This window comes from Ferroacidibacillus organovorans (assembly GCF_001516615.1).
Lineage (GTDB): Bacteria > Bacillota > Bacilli > Alicyclobacillales > SLC66 > Ferroacidibacillus > Ferroacidibacillus ferrooxidans_B.
Map to the genome: position 1 here is coordinate 127543 of NZ_LPVJ01000019.1, position 18925 is coordinate 146467.

18 protein-coding genes, 1 pseudogene and 1 riboswitch are annotated in these 18925 nt (G+C 49.4%); of the genes and pseudogenes, 17 read left to right on the plus strand and 2 right to left on the minus strand.

All coding sequences use genetic code 11. The features are described 5' to 3' along the window. Nucleotides 1–245: 245 nt before the first annotated feature. The gene (locus tag ATW55_RS06520; RefSeq protein ID WP_067714388.1) at nt 246–773 is read right to left on the minus strand and encodes a methylated-DNA--[protein]-cysteine S-methyltransferase; all 528 of its coding nucleotides are present in this window, start codon (nt 771–773) and stop codon (nt 246–248) included. 130 nt (nt 774–903) lie between these two features. On the opposite strand from ATW55_RS06520, the gene ATW55_RS06525 reads away from it, so the two are divergent. Both ATW55_RS06525 and ATW55_RS06530 read left to right on the plus strand, forming a co-directional pair. After that, nucleotides 904–1803: a DNA-3-methyladenine glycosylase family protein gene (locus tag ATW55_RS06525; protein ID WP_067714391.1), complete on the plus strand. Its 900-nt coding sequence runs from the start codon at nt 904–906 to the stop codon at nt 1801–1803. Nucleotides 1804–1891: 88 nt separating this feature from the next. After that, complete coding sequence (locus tag ATW55_RS06530; RefSeq protein ID WP_067714395.1) at nt 1892–2638, plus strand: YoaK family protein; 747 nt, start codon at nt 1892–1894, stop codon at nt 2636–2638. Here ATW55_RS06530 and ATW55_RS06535 read toward each other — a convergent pair. Further along, the gene (locus ATW55_RS06535; protein ID WP_082685610.1) at nt 2635–4623 is read right to left on the minus strand and encodes a beta-N-acetylhexosaminidase family protein; all 1989 of its coding nucleotides are present in this window, start codon (nt 4621–4623) and stop codon (nt 2635–2637) included. The two genes, ATW55_RS06530 and ATW55_RS06535, sit on opposite strands and share 4 nt — an antisense overlap. Before the next feature lie 156 nt (nt 4624–4779). Here ATW55_RS06535 and ATW55_RS06540 point away from each other — a divergent pair, with 156 nt between their 5' ends. The 15 genes and pseudogenes from ATW55_RS06540 (at nt 4780) to ATW55_RS06610 (ending at nt 18871) form a co-directional block, all read left to right on the plus strand. Further along, nucleotides 4780–5562, plus strand: coding sequence for a class I SAM-dependent methyltransferase (locus ATW55_RS06540; protein ID WP_235587029.1), 783 nt, complete (start codon nt 4780–4782; stop codon nt 5560–5562). Between the two features lie 456 nt (nt 5563–6018). Next, a complete protein-coding gene (locus ATW55_RS06545) occupies nt 6019–6585 on the plus strand; it encodes a DUF1572 family protein (RefSeq protein WP_067714405.1) in 567 nt (188 codons plus the stop codon). Nucleotides 6586–6635: 50 nt separating this feature from the next. Further along, nucleotides 6636–7124, plus strand: coding sequence for an arsinothricin resistance N-acetyltransferase ArsN1 family A (locus tag ATW55_RS06550; RefSeq protein ID WP_067714534.1), 489 nt, complete (start codon nt 6636–6638; stop codon nt 7122–7124). A 71-nt stretch (nt 7125–7195) separates the two neighbouring features. Then, entirely contained in the window at nt 7196–7678 is a 483-nt protein-coding gene (locus ATW55_RS06555; protein ID WP_067714408.1) for a GNAT family N-acetyltransferase, read from the plus strand. A 95-nt stretch (nt 7679–7773) separates the two neighbouring features. Beyond that, nucleotides 7774–7977: riboswitch (cobalamin riboswitch) on the plus strand. Between the two features lie 181 nt (nt 7978–8158). Then, the gene (locus ATW55_RS06560; RefSeq protein WP_082685612.1) at nt 8159–9022 is read left to right on the plus strand and encodes a sirohydrochlorin chelatase; all 864 of its coding nucleotides are present in this window, start codon (nt 8159–8161) and stop codon (nt 9020–9022) included. Nucleotides 9023–9059: 37 nt separating this feature from the next. Continuing rightward, complete coding sequence (cobA, locus tag ATW55_RS06565) at nt 9060–9818, plus strand: uroporphyrinogen-III C-methyltransferase (RefSeq protein WP_067714411.1); 759 nt, start codon at nt 9060–9062, stop codon at nt 9816–9818. A 16-nt stretch (nt 9819–9834) separates the two neighbouring features. Further along, nucleotides 9835–11439 carry a precorrin-3B C(17)-methyltransferase gene (gene cobJ / locus ATW55_RS06570; protein ID WP_067714414.1) on the plus strand — a complete coding sequence of 535 codons (1605 nt, stop codon included), beginning with the start codon at nt 9835–9837 and terminating at the stop codon, nt 11437–11439. A gap of 18 nt (nt 11440–11457) precedes the next feature. Continuing rightward, on the plus strand, nt 11458–12264 hold the full coding sequence (cobK, locus tag ATW55_RS06575; RefSeq protein WP_067714417.1) for a precorrin-6A reductase: 807 nt from the start codon (nt 11458–11460) through the stop codon (nt 12262–12264). Beyond that, nucleotides 12251–12904, plus strand: coding sequence for a precorrin-8X methylmutase (locus ATW55_RS06580; RefSeq protein ID WP_067714420.1), 654 nt, complete (start codon nt 12251–12253; stop codon nt 12902–12904). The genes cobK and ATW55_RS06580 overlap by 14 nt, the downstream gene beginning before the upstream one ends. Before the next feature lie 15 nt (nt 12905–12919). Further along, nucleotides 12920–14017: a cobalt-precorrin-5B (C(1))-methyltransferase gene (locus ATW55_RS06585; RefSeq protein WP_067714537.1), complete on the plus strand. Its 1098-nt coding sequence runs from the start codon at nt 12920–12922 to the stop codon at nt 14015–14017. Beyond that, a complete protein-coding gene (locus tag ATW55_RS06590) occupies nt 14007–15260 on the plus strand; it encodes a bifunctional cobalt-precorrin-7 (C(5))-methyltransferase/cobalt-precorrin-6B (C(15))-methyltransferase (protein WP_067714423.1) in 1254 nt (417 codons plus the stop codon). Before ATW55_RS06585 ends, ATW55_RS06590 begins: the two co-directional genes overlap by 11 nt. Beyond that, complete coding sequence (cobI, locus tag ATW55_RS06595) at nt 15250–15963, plus strand: precorrin-2 C(20)-methyltransferase (protein ID WP_067714427.1); 714 nt, start codon at nt 15250–15252, stop codon at nt 15961–15963. The genes ATW55_RS06590 and cobI overlap by 11 nt, the downstream gene beginning before the upstream one ends. After that, nucleotides 15960–16754 (plus strand): precorrin-4 C(11)-methyltransferase, encoded by a 795-nt coding sequence (cobM, locus tag ATW55_RS06600; protein ID WP_067714431.1) that lies wholly within the window; start codon nt 15960–15962, stop codon nt 16752–16754. The genes cobI and cobM overlap by 4 nt, the downstream gene beginning before the upstream one ends. After that, complete coding sequence (locus ATW55_RS06605; protein WP_067714435.1) at nt 16747–17835, plus strand: cobalt-precorrin 5A hydrolase; 1089 nt, start codon at nt 16747–16749, stop codon at nt 17833–17835. The genes cobM and ATW55_RS06605 overlap by 8 nt, the downstream gene beginning before the upstream one ends. Nucleotides 17836–17859: 24 nt before the next feature. Continuing rightward, a pseudogene (locus tag ATW55_RS06610) lies at nt 17860–18871 on the plus strand (HoxN/HupN/NixA family nickel/cobalt transporter). Nucleotides 18872–18925 lie beyond the last annotated feature (54 nt).

Consider the following 18925-nt stretch of genomic DNA (forward strand, 5'->3'; position numbering starts at 1 on the left):
ATGGATTGCCAAGTGCGATGATGCACTGAGAGGTGCCGCAACGTATCGGTTGGATGGCTGCTTTATCAGCGTTGCGGCTATTGCATCTCGGCCGTCTACGCGGATGCCATTGATCAGGGTCGAAAGATCAAACCCACCATACCGCCCATCGGAGATCACGGCATTGCGATTCACGATGAGATCGAATTGTCCGAAATGCTCGTTTGAGTTGAACGATTCTCTCACGATCTCTTAGAATAGGATCATCAAAGTGCCCACTGTAGATGGCCTTCAAGTTTTAACAACCTCACCTTGATGTCGAGACCACCGCTGTAACCCGTGAGTGTGCCATTCTTGCCGATGACACGGTGACAAGGGATCATGATCGGAAGCGGATTTGCCCCATTCGCGGCCCCAACCGCCCGGACCGCGTTTTTGCGGCCCACATTCGCGGCAATCTCAGAGTAACTTCTGGTCTGTCCATAAGGGATCTGTTGCAGTGCGCGCCACACTTGAACCTGAAATGGTGTTCCGCGCAGGTCGAGCGGGGAAGAAAACACCTGGAGACGACCGCACAGATAATCGCGAATCTCATCAATATAAGGGAGCAGTTTTGTCTCGTCCGCTTTCAGAATCGCGCCGGGAATCGATTTCTTTACCCAACGTTCCAAATTTTCATAGGTTTCATCAGAAAATAGAATCGTGCAGAGTCCGTGGTCGGTTGCACCCAAGTGGAATTTCCAGTTTTCGTGTTCGAATGTCGCCCAATAAACGGTGGAAGATGTCTGTTCCATGTCACAGTCTCCTTTTTTAGGACAAGCGTACACTTGTGCGTATATCGCAAATCTACTATACCGCGTGACACCCCAAAACGTAAGTTTTCCAAAATAGATTCGCACTAAAGTTTGAAAGGAATCGATTGCGGTGGATGTGATACGGCCTACAGGGCCTTTTGATTTTGGGACGATGTTAAAGCGACCGCTGTCGCGGCCCTCAAAGGTGGCGGTGATTGACCCGGAAACCTCTTCTTATACCAAAGCCTTAAGAATCAACAGGCGAGTCATCCCAGTCACCGTGAGAGGTGGTGGAACTGTTGACCAACCCCTCCTCCTTTTGGATTATCCCGGAGACGGAATGATCGAAGAGGGGAGCGAGATTCGCAATCGGATCCAGCAAATGTTTTCAACGCATGTCCAAGTGACAGAATTTTACGCGACGGTCTCATCGGATCCAGCGTGGATGCCTCTTTTGAATGCATTGTTCGGTTTGCGGCCGATGCGAGACGCGGACCTTTTTGAGTCTATGGTCAGAATCATCATTGGTCAGCAACTGAATGTGCAGTTTGCTGCCGCTTTAGTTGAGCGCTTGATCGACATGGGCGAGTCATTTGTCGCGTGGGGCGACGGGTTGTTACCGGTTTTCCCATCACCTGAGCAGATTGCACGTCTGACTTATGCGCAATTGCGCGAGCGTTCGTTCAGTCAGCGCAAGGCCGAATACGTCATTGATTTTGCGCGAATCGTGGCCGACGGGAAGATCGATCTCGAAACGCTTAGGGGGATGCCGGATGAGCAAGTTCACGAGCAACTGATATCCTTTCGCGGCATTGGTCGATGGACAGTTGAGTGTTTTTTGCTCTTTGGATTAGGCAGACAGGACATCATGCCTGCTACGGACATTGGCGTACAAAATGCGCTGCAAAAACTCTATGGCATGGAATATCGCCCAAAAGACGAAGAGGTGAGGAACATGGCGGAGGCGTGGAAACCCTTTCGCAGCCTTGCAACCTATTATTTGTGGCAAAGTCTAATTGGACTATTATAAAATGGGTTTAATCTGAACCTCACCTGTTGTATACTAAGTTTTCTATATTATCCTATTCATGTAGGAGATTTCCAGGAGGTTTACATCCTTGAACCGTGTACAACCGCAATCTTTGTTTCTTCTCTTATTGACAATGACGTCTGGTTGTGTCGATGTCATCACATTTTTAAATTTGGGACAAGTCTTTTCGGCTGCGATGACAGGGAATACGGTTTTGTTTGGCTTGGCGTTCGTTCATACACCGGGACTGTCCGTCATTCGCTATGTCACTGCACTCTGTGGCTTCATGTTGGGTAACGCTTTGGCGGCTTTGCTCTGCAGCAGAGTTCAAAGACAGTCAGGTTGGAATCTGACGTTGAACGTGGTGTTGATTGGGGAATTTGCGCTACTCTTGACATCTGCGTTACTCATGGATTTGCAATCTCCCATCTCTACAAGTTTCTTGGTGTTGCTCTTTAGTGCCGCGATGGGGATGCAGGGTGTTGTCGCGAGAAGGGTTGGCATCAACGGGATTACGACTACCGTGATCACGAGCACGATAACAGGGATGGTCGAGACGACAATTTGGAATCTGCAATCCAAGGCGCGTGTTGACTTCGATGAGAAAAAGACAGTTCAAACGAATTCCACACCTTGGTCGACGATCATCCTGTGGTTTTCAGCGATTGCGATTTACGGCGTTGGTGCCGCCTTGTGTGGGGAGATTCAGCGTCACTCGTTGCGTGTTGCGGTTTGGCTCCCCGTTTTGGTTGTTTTGCTTGTGATTCTATTATCCTACGTGTGGCAGACGGCAAAAGAGCGGAAACAGAAAGCGCATCGAACAGTTTCAGCCTAAGAATGCCCATTGGCTCGCAACAATTCAAGAATCCGATACAGCATTTGGCTTTTTTGCATGATCCAGTGATCGGTTTGCGCGCAGGCGTCACGTAGGAAAGTGTGAAACTCAGGCGAGAGTGTAACCCCTTTGTATGGAAAATCCAGGTCATGTTGCTGGATGATTTTCCGCAATTCTCCCACTCTTTTTCGATCGCCGTCACGCATGGACAAAAGCATCTCCAAGGCAAGCTGTGATTGGGATGCGTTCATCGACATCACGCGAAGCCATGGGCGAATTTCATGGATGAACGTTTTATTCTCCATGTGAAGTTCGAGTTCTGTCGCGGTGTGTTTCATCTCTTGAAAGTCGCCTGCAAGATGATGTGCCGCAAGGAGTAGGCGACGATGTTCTCCTGTGCGATAATATGAAAAGAATTCAGATAGATTTTTGCTGAAGCTTGAGGTAGTTTCTATAGGAGCGATGGGAGAAGAACGATTAGCCAACGCAAATCGACGAAGAGAGAGGTAAGCTTGTCCCCCGCTTTCGCGCAGCGCATTCTCCCAGGATTGATACGCGTCATAGCGGAGAGGATTCCACGCGTAATCGGCTACGGTTTGTAAGGCGATCGTCGATGCTTCTGCTTCCATCATTGGATTGGAAAGAATGCCTTGCAATCCGTGAGTGGCGAGTCCTCTGTCTCTGCCAAGAAGCGGTCCCAAAAACAATCTCGAAGGGAGATAGTCATTTACAGGGTAGTTATCCCAAAGAAGTAGCGGATGATGGAAGATCTGTTTTGCAAGTGCCAGATCCTGCACACTGACTTTTTTTGCGATGACTCCGTTTCCGGTCCAAAGCACCGTGATGTGAGCATTCAAGTACTTTGCAAATTGATCCCGATACGGCGTATGTCCCGGTTGATAATAGTCGGTGGGAACCGTCATAAGTTGTGCCCCTGGATGGGTTTGAATAAACTGTGTATAAAATCGATTCATGAAACTGGCTTGTGCTTTTGCCAATGCGCTTGTATCATTTCCAAATCGCGCGCGATCTTCTGAATGTGTGAGATGACGTCCAATATCATCGAAAAAGATCGCGAAATTTCTCACACCTTCATTCCACATCATTTGGTTTTTTTGAATCATTGCCAGTAGGTCCGCATCGCTTACATACGATACGGTATTCCCAGGTGAAAGCGCGAATACAAAGCGCATATGATGTCTTTTGCAAAAGGTTATCAATTGACGCAGTTCACTTTGTTTTAAGGGGGAGTATGGCACGCGCCACAGGTTTCTATGAAATGGATCGTCCTTTGGGGCATACACAAAGGTGTTCATTTTTTGACGCGCGCAAAAGGTCAATAAGCGCATCCTGTCTGCTTGACTCCAAGGTGTGCCATAAAACCCTTCGATGATGCCGCGATACGAAAAAGCAGGAAAGTCCTTGATGATAACAGCAGGGATTTGTGTCGTCCGCAATCCTTTGTCAAGGATCTGGGACAGTGTTTGTTCGCCATAGGCAATGCCTGCTTGATCCGAACCCGCGAGCACAATTTGTGAATGTCCGCTCCGATCGTGTCCAATCATTAAAATGTACCCTTCTCGCGCAGGCACAGTTCGAAAGGGCACACCCATTTCTCGGAATTCACGATGGAGCAGAGTGAGATCAGAGACGTGCAGCAGAGATACTTGAATGGGATGAATGCCTTTGGCGTTAGACTTCCAGATTTGATTGAACGGTTGAAAGGGTGACAGTATGGAGCGGAGATTTGCGGCGTTTTCAACCGAAACGTTTTTTCCAACAATGATTTGCAGTGGCGCCTTGAGGGTTAGGTGATCGTTTTGATACGTGATACTCTGAGGTTTTGGCGATAAGAAATTGAATGGAGAATCTTTGCTTTGCGCATTCGCGTTTGAGGACGGAATAGGGAGGGTCGCGACGATGAAGCAAATGGCCAGTCGAATCGCTGGATTTCTCGCGTTTGCTCTACGACATACCTTCAACAAATAACACCTCTTTTTTAATCGGCCTCAGGCGTGATGACTCGTCCGTACCGTCTAGAATTTCCTTAATTCATCCAGCTATGTAAGGATGGGATGTGAAGTGGAGCGCGATTGCGTGAGATAAGAATGTGTCGATCGTACCCGAATGGAGGAATTTCAGTGCAGTTTAACCTGTCAAGCAAGGAACGCGTACAGAAGCAATTTGGGCAAAATGCCGAAAAATACGTGTCGAGTGAGGGGCATGCTCACGGGACAGATCTTGCGCTTGCCATCGAATGGTTGCAGCCTGCATTGGATGACGTCATGCTTGACATTGCGACAGGCGGCGGTCATGTTGCAAAAGCATTGGCGCCCTCTGTAAAGAGCGTAATGGTTTCCGATTTGACGCCGGCAATGCTTGAAACCGCTCGCAAGCATTTGACCGATAGCGGTGTGGACAATGCGCACTATGTGCTTGCAGATGCGGAGCACCTTCCTTTTTTGGATCATTCATTCGATGTTGTTTCCTGTCGCATTGCGCCACATCATTTTCCTGATCCAGACGCATTTATTCGTGAAGTGGGTCGTGTGTTGCGTCCAAATGGGCGATTTCTATTGATTGACAATGTTGCGCCGGATGACTCAGCGCTCTCAGATTTTGTGAATCTTGTAGAGGGTATTCGCGATCCGAGTCACGTAAAATGCCTGACTGCAGTTCAATGGCAGAGTCTGCTGGAAAAAAACGGACTTCTTCTTGCACGGGATTTGTCTCGGAAAAAGAAATTTCGTTTTCAATCTTGGTTAGACCGAATGGCTCCAACTGAAGCGCATCGCCTGGCGGTATCGACGATACTTTTGCATGCGCCACAGGATTTTAAGACTTATTTCCAAATCGAGATCGAGGATGGGACTGTCTCAAGCTTTGAAACAGACGAGTGGATTGCACTTGCTGTGAAAGTGTAGTTTCATAGAAAAAGCGGGAAACCGTTGTGGTTTTCCGCTTTTTTTCGAAATGAGATACTTATCTGCGCTCAAGTACCGTGAATCCACTGACGCTAGTTGTTTGCCTGTGACAAACGACAACAAACCCATTTCTTAACAGGCACCGTTTCGCATGCAAGAGAGTGTTTCCCTGATGCAGAGTGTATCTGCAAGGAAATGCGGTCCCAACAATACAAACCTTTTTAATCCGGCGGAAGGATCCGGGTCTGAGAGGATTTTTTTCCCAATAGATCAATACGACATCAGGCTGTTTTGGAATACTTACCACGGTTATCACCCCCTTGGCAAGTCAGATTCAATCTTCACTTACGCCATCAATCTATTCTGCAAGAAGATTTCCTGCGTAGGATATAAGTCTACTTAATTGAAAAATAGGCAACGCGGAAGAGGGTTATCAGAAAAATGGAGGCGTTGACAATGGATTTGGGGCGCGTGTACCTGGAGACTGTTGTACAGCAATTTCAAATGATGAAAAGAACGGCTGATCGCGCAGTTGAACAACTAAGCCTGGAGGAGTTGCACGTTGTACCTGAACTGGAATCAAACAGTGTTGCACGCATTGTCAAGCACATGTCCGGAAACATGATGTCAAGGTGGACGGACTTTCTTACAACGGACGGGGAAAAGGCCAACCGCAATCGGGATGAGGAGTTTGAAGGCGGTTATTCATCTCGCGAGGAGATGACAACAGCGTGGGAAGCAGGGTGGCAGCAACTATTTATGGCGATCGGTGCGCTTGAACCGAAGGATCTACTGAAAACAGTTGCGATTCGTTCGGAGCCACACTTGGTACTTCAAGCGATAGAGCGGCAAATGTATCATCTTTCGTATCACGTAGGTCAGATCGTCTACCTTGCCAAACAAATTCGCGGATCAGATTGGCAGACCTTATCGATTCCCAAGGGGAAATCGAAAGAGTTCCTTGACAGCATGGTTTTGCGTTTTGATCGAGGCAGTGACGAAGGGGAAACAAGACGATTGTGAAGGAATTCGCTGGATGCTTAGTTGAACTACAAAAGGAGATGGAACTCATCATGTTGATGGTGCGAACGGCACAGCGAGACGATTTGGAAGACATTTTGCAGATTTACAATCAAGGAATCGAGGATCGTATCGCGACCCTTGAGGAAGACATCAAAAATCACGCCTACATCGAAAACTGGTTTGCCAATCACGTCGATCGGTATGCGGTGATCGTCGCTGAAGAAGATGGAATCATTGTCGGCTGGGCCTCTCTCAACCCGTATTCGCAGCGATGCGCCTATGCAGGGGTAGCCGATTTGTCTGTCTATATCCGCCGAACTGCGCGCGGGAAGGGCGTTGGTTCCGCTCTCCTGTTGAGATTGCAGGAAGTGGCTCTTCAAAAAGGCTTTCACAAGATCGTCTTGTTCACGTTCCCATTCAATCAAGCTGGGCAGGGGCTGTATCGAAAAATGGGATATCGTGAGGTCGGCGTGTTTAAGAACCAAGGGAAATTGGACGGTCAGTTTATCGACGTGATGGCGATGGAAAAATTGTTATAGAATTCACATCCCGTTTAGATCGACGTTGCATGCACATTAAAAACGTACATTGAGGAGGAAACAACGACCGCATGAGTGAGGAAAACGGAATCTTCTATGAGTTATCGATTCGTCCGCTGAGTGAGGACGAAAATCCACCGATCGATCTGTTGCTCTTGGCAGATCCGTCTCTATCACTGATCTCGAAGTACCTCAGACGCGGCGCATGTTATGTTGCAGAGATAGAAAACCGTGTGGCGGGCGTCTATGTGCTCCTTGAAACGCGACCCGAAACGATCGAGTTGGTGAATGTGGCGGTGTGTGAGCATCTGCAAGGCCAAGGGATCGGTAAAAGGTTGATTCTGCATGCCATCGAGACCGCTCGCAAGGATGGGTTTCGAACCATCGAAGTGGGGACTGGGAATTCGAGTGTCTTTCAACTTTATCTCTACCAAAAGTGCGGTTTTCGCGTGGTTGGTGTGGATACCGACTATTTTATACGACACTATGATGAAACGATTTTTGAAAATGGGATACAGTGCCGGGACATGATCAGAATGATGCAGGATCTGTAAACTATTTTTTGAATATCATAGGCTACTTGCTTTTTTAGTACTTGTTCGTCTACGATGATCATATAGGTATGATAAAAGGTTGTGTTTTTTAAAATTGAATCATGGAGAAAAGGTGTTTACCTCAGATGACTCGGATTTGAGTGTCTGAAGTATGCGCAAGAGGGAAACCGGTGCAAGTCCGGTGCGGTCCCGCCACTGTAAGGGTGAGCCTCGATTGATTGCCACTGAGCATTTGCTTGGGAAGGAAATCGACGGCTGTGATCCCGAGCCAGGAGACCTGCCTTTTCTTTTTAACACCAATGAAGGAAGTTCAAATGTTGAAGATATCTTCATTTGAGCGGTCTTCTGCAACCTACGGTCGATAGGGAGGTGTTTGTGGGCGACTCTTGTCGTGTACAAGCACTCTTTTTTATAAAAGAGTGTTTTTTTAATGAGTAGCCCACAAACGCTCCTCCTTTCCAAAAATGAAGGAGGACAAAAATGAAAGAAGTAACACTTTTGATTGGTCACGGCAGTCGAGATGATGATGGGAACCAAGAGTTCCTGGCATTTGTGCAAGAAATACGGCGGAGATCGCCGGAGCAGCATTTTGAAGCGTGTTTCCTCGAATTAACGACACCCACCATCCCAGATGGTTTTGACGCGTGTATACGACAGAATGCCGATCGCATTGTCGTCGTCCCCGTAATTCTTCTCGCAGCCTCACATGTCAAACTGGAAATCCCTGAATTTCTTGACACAGCTCGCCGGCAATACCCGGATGTCGAGATTGTTTATGGACGAAATATTGGACTGCACGAACAAATGATTGATTTGCTGACCGATCGATTTTATGAGCAGGCAGCGATGTATACACAGGAAGAAATCCAACAGACCGCGATTGTACTTATGGGGCGCGGGAGCAGCGATTCCGACGCAAACGGAGATTTATACAAGATGGCCCGTCAATTGTGGGAGCGAACAGGCGTGTTTACCGTTGAGGTTTGTTTTACTGGCATCACCTTTCCGAGGTTGCCAGACGGCATCCAGCGTGCGATTTCGCTCGGCGCGCAGCGGGTGGTTGTTGTCCCCTATTTTTTGTTCACGGGTGTGCTTATTAAACGGATGCAAGGCGTTTTACAAGATGTAAAAAGTATCCATAAAAACCTCCCGATGTCAATGGCCGGGTATTTCGGCGTGCACCAAAGATTAATAGAGATTGTACTAGAACGTCGTGAGGAAGCATTGCGCGGTCAAGCATTTATGAATTGCGATCTGTGCAAATACCGAAAAAATGCATCGCATGAACACTCTCACAATCATGAACACCACCATGCGCACGATCACTCCCATTCGCATGGATGAAAAGTGCGGAACGATTCGGGATAACTGGAGGGATGACATGACGGGGCATGTTTACCTGATCGGGGCAGGGCCTGGTGATCCAGGGTTGCTGACACTCAAGGCAAAAGACTGTTTAGAGAAGTCGAGTGTTGTTATTTATGATCGGCTGGTATCTGAAGAGATTCTTGCGATGGTTCCTTGTGACGCCGAAAGAATCTATGTTGGAAAAGCGGCAAACAGCCATGTTTTGCCACAGGCAGACATTGATGCACTGTTGGTGGAAAAAGCTCGCCTTGGTCACACCGTTTCAAGGTTGAAGGGCGGAGATCCCTTTATTTTTGGACGTGGTGGTGAGGAGGCAGAGGCGCTTATGTCAAAGGGAATTTCATTCGAGATCATACCGGGCATCAGTTCTGTCATGGCTGCACCAGCCTATGCCGGTATCCCGCTCACGCACAGAACACTGGCCGCTGGGTTTCACGTGGTCACTGGTCATGAATGCCTTCACTCTTTAGGGACTCCCTGGGAGGTACTTGCGCTTTCAAGTCAGACCTTGGTGATTCTCATGGGAATGGGTCATCTGCGAGAGATATCAGAGAAATTAATTGCAAACGGGCGCGCTGCAGACACACCCGTTGCTGTCATTCAGTGGGGTACGACGTTGAAACAGGAAGTGGTTGTCGGGACTCTTGGCGAAATTGCGCGTGTCGTTGAAGAAGCCCGGTTGCAATCGCCAGCAGTGATTGTGATAGGGGATGTCGTCAGACTTCGCCAGACGTTGCGCTGGTTTGAACCTGACATGGCATGGTCGCGATAAAGAGAGGAAGGTATTTATGGGTGGAAAAATTTCCGTTGTAGGTTTTGGACCGGGAAGTCATGAACACATCACGGACCGCGCACGTGAAGCCATTCAGGAGAGTCAGGTCATCATCGGCTATAACACCTATGTCGATTTGATTCGGGATCTCTTGACCGATCAAGAAATTGTTCGTACAGGGATGACGGAAGAGGTGAGCAGAGCGCAAAAGGCAGTCGATTTGGCGGCTGCCGGAAAAGCGGTCGCCGTTATTTCAAGTGGTGACGCGGGTGTCTACGGAATGGCTGGATTGGTTTACGAGGTATTGATTGAGCGTGGATGGCACAGTGGGGATCAGCTTCAGGTCGAGGTCGTTCCTGGAATTTCTGCCATCCATTCATGCGCCGCGCTTTTGGGTGCTCCAATCATGCATGATGCTTGCACGATTAGTTTATCAGACCACTTGACACCATGGACTGTCATTGAAAAGAGGATTGAAGCCGCCGCCTCGGCAGATTTTGTGATTGCGTTATACAACCCAAGAAGTGGGAGGCGAACGCGGCAGATTGCAGAGACACAGCGAATTCTTTTGAACTATCGCGCAGCGCAGACGCCTGTTGGGCTCGTGAAAAGTGCATATCGGGATCGGCAACTCGTCGTGCGAACAACGCTTGGGGAGATGCTTAATTACGACATTGGCATGTTGACAACTGTCATCATCGGTAATGCCTCAACGTTCTATCACGATGAAGTCATGATCACCCCGCGCGGCTATCAGAGAAAATACACACTCGACAGCGAAGTGCAGCGATTGCGACCGGGTGAGCGGCTCAGACCTGAAAATGAACCTTGGTCCCTCAATTCATATGCGGAGATACAGAATCGATCTTCGCGTGATTGGGCTGCTGAAGCTCTGGAACGCTTGCAAAACGCAGAGATGAAGATCATCGATAGGCCTGATGTCTCAAACTCAACACGATCTTCTGCACCTCAATCAACGATTTGTGAGATTGCCGTCAGTCCTGGTGTGGCAAACAAGAAGTTCAGTCCGTCGCAGATGCTCCTTCTCGCCACGCTGGCAGGAGACCAGGGTGAACTCGAATACACGCCCGCGCACCAATTGATTTTTCGAACAACAACGGATGACGCTGAAAAAATCGTAAAAGAGTTGCGCGAAGGAGGAATGCGCGTACTCCCTGTAGGTGATGTCATCAAGTTGAAGGCTTGTGATTTTTGTGATGGCGAGAAGTTTGAAGGCATCTCCTTTGCAGAGGAGATCGCTGAACGATTGGCGGGGCAGTCTGTCGAAAAGGAGTTGCGCATCGGTTTTAACGGATGTGCAATGGCGTGTTATGGCGCAGTGAATGAAGATATTGGACTCGTGTTTCGCAAAGGCCGATTTGATCTGTTTCTTGGAGGCAAGACGACTGGGCGAAACGCGGGACCGGGTCAACGTGTCGCAGAAGGTATCCCCGCAGAGCAAATGCCGGATTTACTTGAACGCATCATCGCCACGTATCAGTCACAAGCGTTTCCGGGAGAGAGGTTCCATAAATTTTTCATGAGGATGGGCCAAATTGAAGGATTTTCTTATCAGGACAAACCTCAGACCATTGCGGCGGACGCCGTGTGCGGAACGTAGGAGCAAGGGGGTGAAACTGTGATTTTCTTTATGGCCGGGACAAGCGATGCGCGCGATCTGGCGCTTGCCATTCAAAATGCAGGATATCCTTTGCTGACGAGTGTTGTCACAGAGCACGCTGCCAATGCACTAAAAGCCGTTGAATTACAAGTTCGCGTTGGAAGATTAGACATTGCAGAAATGGTGGCGTTGTTGAAGGAAAAGGGTGCAACACTGCTAGTCGATGCGAGTCACCCCTTTGCGGAAGAGGCGCACCGCACTGCGATGGCGGCGGCGAATGCGTGCGGTGTGACGTATCTTCGCTACGAACGATCATCACAAACATTTCGCGATCACGCGTCACTGCTGCATGTCGACACGTATGAAGAGGCGGCACAGCTTGCCGCTCAAAAAAAGGGCAGTGTCATGTTAACAACAGGGAGTAAGACACTGCCTATTTTTACTGCAAAACTTGTTGGGGATCCTGAAGTGCGTCTTGTCGCAAGAATGTTGCCACGGGTAGACAACATGGAAAAATGCATTCAACTCGGTGTTGGTCAGGAAAACATCATCGCCATGCAGGGCCCTTTTTCCAGAGATTTGAATGAGGCGCTTTATCGACACTATGGAACGACGTTAATGATTACAAAAGAAAGTGGCGGACCGGGAGCGGTGGATGAAAAAGTAGAAGCAGCGCTTGCGATGGGGATCGAGGTGATCGTCATTGGTCGGCCCAAACTCGATTTTGCAGTGAGTTTTTCAACGGTAGACGCTTTATTGCGTGAAATAGCACATCGAATTGGCACGACACATTCAGAGGAGGATGAACGCAGTGAACGTTCGTGACGAATTTAAGCCGTTGACTGTACAACCTCAGGAAATAGAGGCAAAAAGTTTTTCCATCATTACGGATGAATTGGGCGCGCATCCATTCACGGATGAACAATTTCCGATTGTTCAACGCGTGATTCATGCGTCGGCAGATTTTGAACTTGGGCGCAGCCTGGTTTTTCATCCAGATGCAGTCAAGGCGGGCATCAAGGCCATTCGTGAAGGTCGAGCGATTGTCGCGGATGTGCAAATGGTACAGTCCGGAATCAGCAAACCGCGCATTGCTCGCTATGGAGGCGATGTTCACGTATACATCTCTGATCAGGATGTGGCAACAGAAGCGAAAGCCTTGAACACAACACGCGCCATTCTCTCTGTCCGCAAAGCGTGCGAAATGCATGCTGGCGCTATTTTTGCAATCGGCAATGCGCCAACCGCTCTTCTCGAATTGATTCGTCTTATAAAAGAAGGTTTGACCAAGCCGAGTCTTATCGTCGGCGTTCCTGTCGGCTTTGTGTCGGCTGCGGAATCGAAGGAGGAACTGCTTAAGCTTGATATCCCTTACATTACCAATCGGGGGCGAAAGGGTGGCAGTCCAGTCGCTGTGGCTGCTGTAAACGCATTGTCACTGCTTGCCGATGCACAAGGTCGGTGACGCCGTGTGGGTGAAATGCTTGATGTTCCTGAGGGACCACTTCGACACGGATACACAACGGGTGCTTGCGCGACGGCTTGTGCCAAGGCTGCGCTCTTGGCACTCCTCGATCAAAACGTTATTGAAGAGACGACCATCTGGATCCCCGCAGGCGAATGGGTGACGTTTCAACACCGTGACGTGCGCTACACAGCAAGCGAAGCACAGGCTTCGACCATCAAAGATGGTGGAGATGACCCTGACGCGACACACGGTGCAAAAATCATCGCGACGGTCACCTGGTCGGACAAGCCGGGGGTAGAAATTGACGGCGGTGTTGGCGTAGGCCGGGTGACGAAACCGGGACTTCCCATTCCGGTTGGGATGGCCGCCATCAATCCGGTTCCGCGGCAGATGATCCAATCGACGGTGGAGTCTGTCCTCTCAGAACGTGGCATGGAGCGCGGGGTCAAAGTTGTTATTTCTGTTCCAGATGGCGAAGAGATCGCAAAAAAAACGTTGAATGGACGACTCGGCATCCTAGGGGGAATTTCCATCCTGGGGACGAGGGGCATCGTTGTTCCATTCTCTACATCTTCTTATAAAGCGAGCATTGCCTATGCCATGCGTGTGGCTAAAGCGCAAGGCATCCAGACGATTGTTCTTACAACAGGCGGACGAAGCGAAAAATATGCAATGAAGTTATTTCCTGAATTGCCTGATGAATCTTTTATCGAAATGGGTGATTTTGTGGGCTTTTCAGCCAAGCAGGCGAAACGTGTCGGGATGAAAGAGATTCGCTTTGTCGGCATGATGGGGAAGTTCTCAAAGGTGGCGCAAGGCATCATGATGGTTCACGCAAAAAGCGCACCCATCGATTTTTCTTTTATCGCAGAGATTGCACGTCATGTCGGGGTGCCAGAAGAAAAGATTGAACAAATCCTGACAGCCAATACAGCCAATCAGGTTGGCGATTGGATGGTTGAGTGGGGATATCCTGAATTCTTTCATCATCTTGCCGTATCTTGCTGTGAACAGGTGCTTGATCATCTGCGCGAGGGAGAAATGCGCATCGCAACGCACCTAACAAGCTTGAACGGAGAGTACTTGGGAGGTGCAGAACTTGAATCTTAAAAAGATTCTCGTCGTGGGAGTGGGCGACGACGGGATAAACGGTTTATCTAAAAAGGTGGCAGAACGCGTACACGCAGCTGAAATCCTATACGGTGGGGAGCGTCAACTCTGTTTTTTTCCTGATTTTCAAGGAGAGAAACGAGAGATTAAAACACCACTGCGCGATACGCTGGCTGAAATTGAACGCGACGCTACGCGGTGTTCTGTTGTCGTTTTGGCAAGCGGTGATCCGCTTTTTTTTGGTATCGGGTCAACACTTGTCCGCAAATGGGGGAGAGACGCGATCGAGGTTATACCGCATATGAGTTCCATTTCGCTGGCCTTTGCCCGTGCAGGCGAGAGTTGGCAAAACGCAGAGGTCGTGAGTCTGCACGGGAAATCGATTCAGGGTCTTGCGCAGAGGTTGCATGGTGTTGCGGTCATAGCGCTCCTGACAGACGATGAGAACACGCCGTCCGCGATTGCAATGTATCTCAAGCGTTTTAAGATGACGGAATATGAAGCGTTTGTGGGAGAGCGGTTGGGGAGTCCGGAAGAGCGTACTGGCTGGTATTCGTTGGACCAACTATTGGACACGGAGTTTTCTCCACTGAATGTGGTCATCTTGAAGTGTCGCCATGATGCGAAAGTGCCTGTTTTTACGCTTGGTATGGATGACGGTGTGTTTGCCCAGCGAAAACCTGACAGGGGTCTGATTACGAAACGTGAAGTTCGTGTGCTCTCTCTTTCTGATCTCGCATTAAAACCTGGAGGCGTCTTATGGGACATAGGGGCTTGCACGGGATCCATCTCGATTGAGGCGATCCGATCCACACCTGGTCTGCAAGTGTTCGCGGTTGAAAAAAATGAGGACGATTTGGAAAACTTGCGTGCCAATCAGATCAAGTTTCGGGCAGATTTTGTCGCCCTTCACGCGCGCGCGCCAGAAGGATTAGATGATTTTCCAGATCCTGACTCCGTGTTTATTGGCGGGAGTGGGGGTGAACTCAAAGAGGTGATTGCGATCAGCGCGAGGCGGCTGCGAGAAGGCGGAAGAGTGGTAGTAAGTGCCGCTACGATAGAAAATTTGTATGAAGCGCAGCAAACCTTGGTTGATCTTGGATTTTTTGTTTCTGTCACACTCGTGCAGACGGCGCGCAGTAAGCCGATCTTGAATCTTACACGATTTGAAGGCATGAACCCTGTGTATCTTGTTACAGCTTGGCGCGCTCAGAGCGAGGGGGAGAAAACGAATGTCAGTTAACCATGGCACGCTGTATGGCGTAGGCGTCGGTCCAGGCGATCCTGAATTAGTGACCGTCAAGGCGTATCGCCTCATGCAGACGGCACCCGTAATTGCCTATCCGAATAAACGCATGGGCGGGAAAAGTTACGCGCTGGAGATTGTGGAACGTTATGTGAATCCATCCGAAAAAACAATGCTTGGTCTCGTTTTTCCAATGACAAAGGATGAAGACGTTCTTTTTCGACACTGGGAGGATACGGTCGAAAAGGTTTGGTCCTATCTCCGACAAGGCCAGGATGTGGTCTTTGTCACGGAAGGCGATCCAATGCTTTATAGCACATTTATTCACATGAGTCGGCTCATGAGACAGGAGCACCCCGAGGCAGAGGTTGTTTCGATTCCTGGCGTCTCTTCCGTCAATGCAGCCGCAAGCCGGCTCGGGGTGCCGCTGGCAGATGGTGACGAGGTTGTCGCCATCGTACCTGCGAATGGCGATGTGACCAAAATGCGTCAAGCCTTGCTTCAGCATGACTGCGTTGTATTTCTAAAGGTCGCCAAGGTTATGGATGACATGATTATGCTGCTCGGAGAGTTGCAACTCATCGAGCATGCAATGGTATGTACGAAAGTGACTTCAGCAGGGGAACATGTGTGGAAAAATGTGCGGGAACTTCAAGGGGCTTCCCTTAACTATCTAACACTTATGGTGGTGAGAAAATGACGCTTGAAGCAAAGGTCTATATCGTCGGTGCGGGGCCCGGCGATCCTGAGTTGATCACCGTAAAGGGAATGCGCATTTTGAAGCAGGCGGATGTCGTGATTTACACAGACAGTCTGGTTCGCGATGAACTTGCTGAAATGGGGAGTGCAAACGCAAAAATCTACAAAAGCGCGGGGATGACCCTCGAAGAAATGGTGGGCATCATGGTAGATGCCGTGAGACAAGGAAAAAGTGTAGCCCGCATCCACACGGGTGACCCATCTATTTTCGGCGCAATTCTTGAACAGGTTAGCCTGCTGCGCCGCGCAGGTGTCGCTTATGAAATGGTGCCTGGCGTAAGTTCGGTATTCGCCGCCGCCGCCGCAGTTGGCGCTGAACTTACGGTACCCGATCTTACACAAACCGTGATCTTGACGCGCATGGGTGGCCGCACTCCGATGCCGGAAGGTGAACAGTTGAGCGATCTCGCGCGCCACCACAGTACGATTGCCCTGTACCTTAGTGCGACATTGGCAAAAAAAGCGGTGGATGAGTTTTTGAGTGCCGGTTGGACGCCGAACACGCCAGTCGCCGTAGTGCAAAGGGCATCGTGGCCGGATCAGAAAATCATCCGCACAACGCTTTGCGGACTCGTGCGCGCGATGGGCGATGAACACATTTCAAATCACGCCATGATCCTCGCCGGTTGGGCACTGGATCCTGAGTTGCCGGAAAAAGGGGAAAACAAATCGAAACTATACGACAAGTCGTTTACGCACCGCTACCGAAAAGGGGTGACGGCAGTTGACTAAATCCACGGCCGTCGTGGCGATCACAAAACATGGTACGGCGATTGCGCGCAGACTTCAGGAACAATTGCCTGACGTGGATGTCTATTATCCTCAGAAATTTGCTCAAGGCGATGAGGTGTCGCGCGAGATTACGGCGTTTTCAGGGTCGGTTGTCGATTACGTTCCAACACTTTTTTCTGCGTACAGCGGACTCGTCGGCATCTTTTCGCTTGGTGCCATGGTTCGCCTTGTAGCACCACTTCTTCGCGATAAAAAAACGGATCCTGCCATCGTTGTCGTCGATGATCGCGCAGAACACGCAATCAGTGTACTCTCCGGGCATCTTGGCGGCGCAAATTTACTTACGCAACAAGTTGCCAAGGCCTTGGGTGCACGACCTGTGATCACTACAGCGTCGGATGTGGCGCAGACAGTTGCCGTCGATTTGCTCGGACGGGAATATGGTTTTGAGATCGACAACTTTGAGATGGTGACAGAAGTCAGCGCAGCGGTCGTCAATGAAGAGCGAGTCCATATCATCCAAGAGGCGGGCGAGCTTGGCTGGTGGCCCTATGCCAAACCGTTACCCGCTTATTTGAAAGTCTTTAACAGTCTCGAAGCGGCCCGCCAACAACCGTTTGATGCGGCGCTCGTCATCACCCCCCGCCTACTCACAAAGGATGAGACGAAACAGTTTTTGACAAGGGGTGTGCTATATCGGCCAAAAGTTATCGTCGTCGGTGTGGGATGCAACCGTGGAACATCTGCAAAGGAGATTGAGCATGTGATCATGCATACCTTGAACACCGTTCAATTGTCCATGAAGAGCGTTCGCAATGTGGCGACGATTGATCTAAAAGCAGATGAACCAGGATTGCTTGAGCTGTGTGCCAGACACAAGTGGCCACTTGTCACGTACACTGCGGAGCAACTTAATCAGGTGTCCATTCCCAATCCGTCAGACACCGTTTTTAAGCATGTGGGAGCGTACGGTGTAAGTGAACCTGCGGCTCTTCTCTCTTCAGATGCCAAAGATTTTGTGGTTGAGAAAGTCCGCAGCGGAAATGTTACCGTTTCGATTTGTATCGTTTCGCATAGCTAGCAGGCGAGGAGTGGAAAAACACGCATGTACCGTGATTCTTTGAGATATGGGTTAGGCGTTATCACGTTACACGGATTAGGAATTTTTTTTGTTAATCCTTTCTGTCCCTAAGCATCCCATGTTGCTCGGTTTGGCATTTTTGGCCTACACCTTTGGCTTGCGTCACGCTTTTGACGTCGATCATATCGCCTTTATTGACAACATGGTTCGCAAGTTTCTTCAACAAAAGAAAAAACCACACGGAATCGGATTCTTCTTTTCGATGGGGCATTCGACAGTGGTCGTTTTGATTTCGTTGGCAACGGCCGTCACGGTACACTTAGTCCAGAAATTGACTCAATTCCAACGCATAGGCGGGATTGTGAGCACACTTGTGTCGGGTTCATTTCTTCTTGTTCTGGCTTGCATCAACTTGTTCATTTGGTTGAAACTCTTCCAGGTTTTTTGGGGCATGCGCCGCAACCGTATCACAGAGCATGAGATGGATGAATTGCTCCACAGTCGCGGTTTTTTTGCGCGAATGGTCGCTCCGCTCATGAAACTAGTCACCAAAAACTGGCATGTATATCCAATTGGTTTCCTGTTCGGTTTAGGATTTGACACGGCGAGCGAAGTCGCCTTGCTGGCCATTTCGGCTACTGCATCACAACACGCGCTGCCTTTTGCAGGAATCATCTCTTTGCCTATTGTGTTTGCGGCAGGAATGAGTTTCATGGATACGGCAGATGGGATTTTCATGACCACTGCGTATGGCTTTGCGTTTGCCACACCTCTGCGAAAAATCTATTACAACCTTTCAGTTACAGGACTCGGTGTGCTAGCTGCATCCGTGATAGGCGTCATCGAACTCGTTCAGGTTGTCACGCAGGAGATTGGGCTTTCAACTGGTTTTTGGGGAAAGCTTCAAGGGCTTAATTTTGGTGTGATGGGTTACATTCTTGTCGCGCTATTCATCGGAGTCTGGGGAATTTCTTTCGGATCGTGGAAATTGTTCAGAATCGAAGAGCGGTGGGTTGCCCGCTCTGAACAGATGTAACCTGATGCAAAACGAATTTGCATCAGGTTGCACAACAGAAAAATGAAAGAGGGG

Bases quoted from the DNA above. Each gene is read 5' to 3' on its own strand.
- ATW55_RS06555 (WP_067714408.1), top strand. From the start codon at position 7,196: ATGAGTGAGGAAAACGGAATCTTCTATGAGTTATCGATTCGTCCGCTG.
- cobJ (WP_067714414.1), top strand. From the start codon at position 9,835: ATGGGTGGAAAAATTTCCGTTGTAGGTTTTGGACCGGGAAGTCATGAA.
- cobI (WP_067714427.1), top strand. From the start codon at position 15,250: ATGTCAGTTAACCATGGCACGCTGTATGGCGTAGGCGTCGGTCCAGGC.
- ATW55_RS06550 (WP_067714534.1), top strand. From the start codon at position 6,636: ATGTTGATGGTGCGAACGGCACAGCGAGACGATTTGGAAGACATTTTG.
- ATW55_RS06520 (WP_067714388.1), bottom strand. From the start codon at position 773: ATGGAACAGACATCTTCCACCGTTTATTGGGCGACATTCGAACACGAA.
- ATW55_RS06585 (WP_067714537.1), top strand. From the start codon at position 12,920: ATGCTTGATGTTCCTGAGGGACCACTTCGACACGGATACACAACGGGT.
- cobM (WP_067714431.1), top strand. From the start codon at position 15,960: ATGACGCTTGAAGCAAAGGTCTATATCGTCGGTGCGGGGCCCGGCGAT.
- cobA (WP_067714411.1), top strand. From the start codon at position 9,060: ATGACGGGGCATGTTTACCTGATCGGGGCAGGGCCTGGTGATCCAGGG.
- ATW55_RS06560 (WP_082685612.1), top strand. From the start codon at position 8,159: ATGAAAGAAGTAACACTTTTGATTGGTCACGGCAGTCGAGATGATGAT.
- ATW55_RS06545 (WP_067714405.1), top strand. From the start codon at position 6,019: ATGGATTTGGGGCGCGTGTACCTGGAGACTGTTGTACAGCAATTTCAA.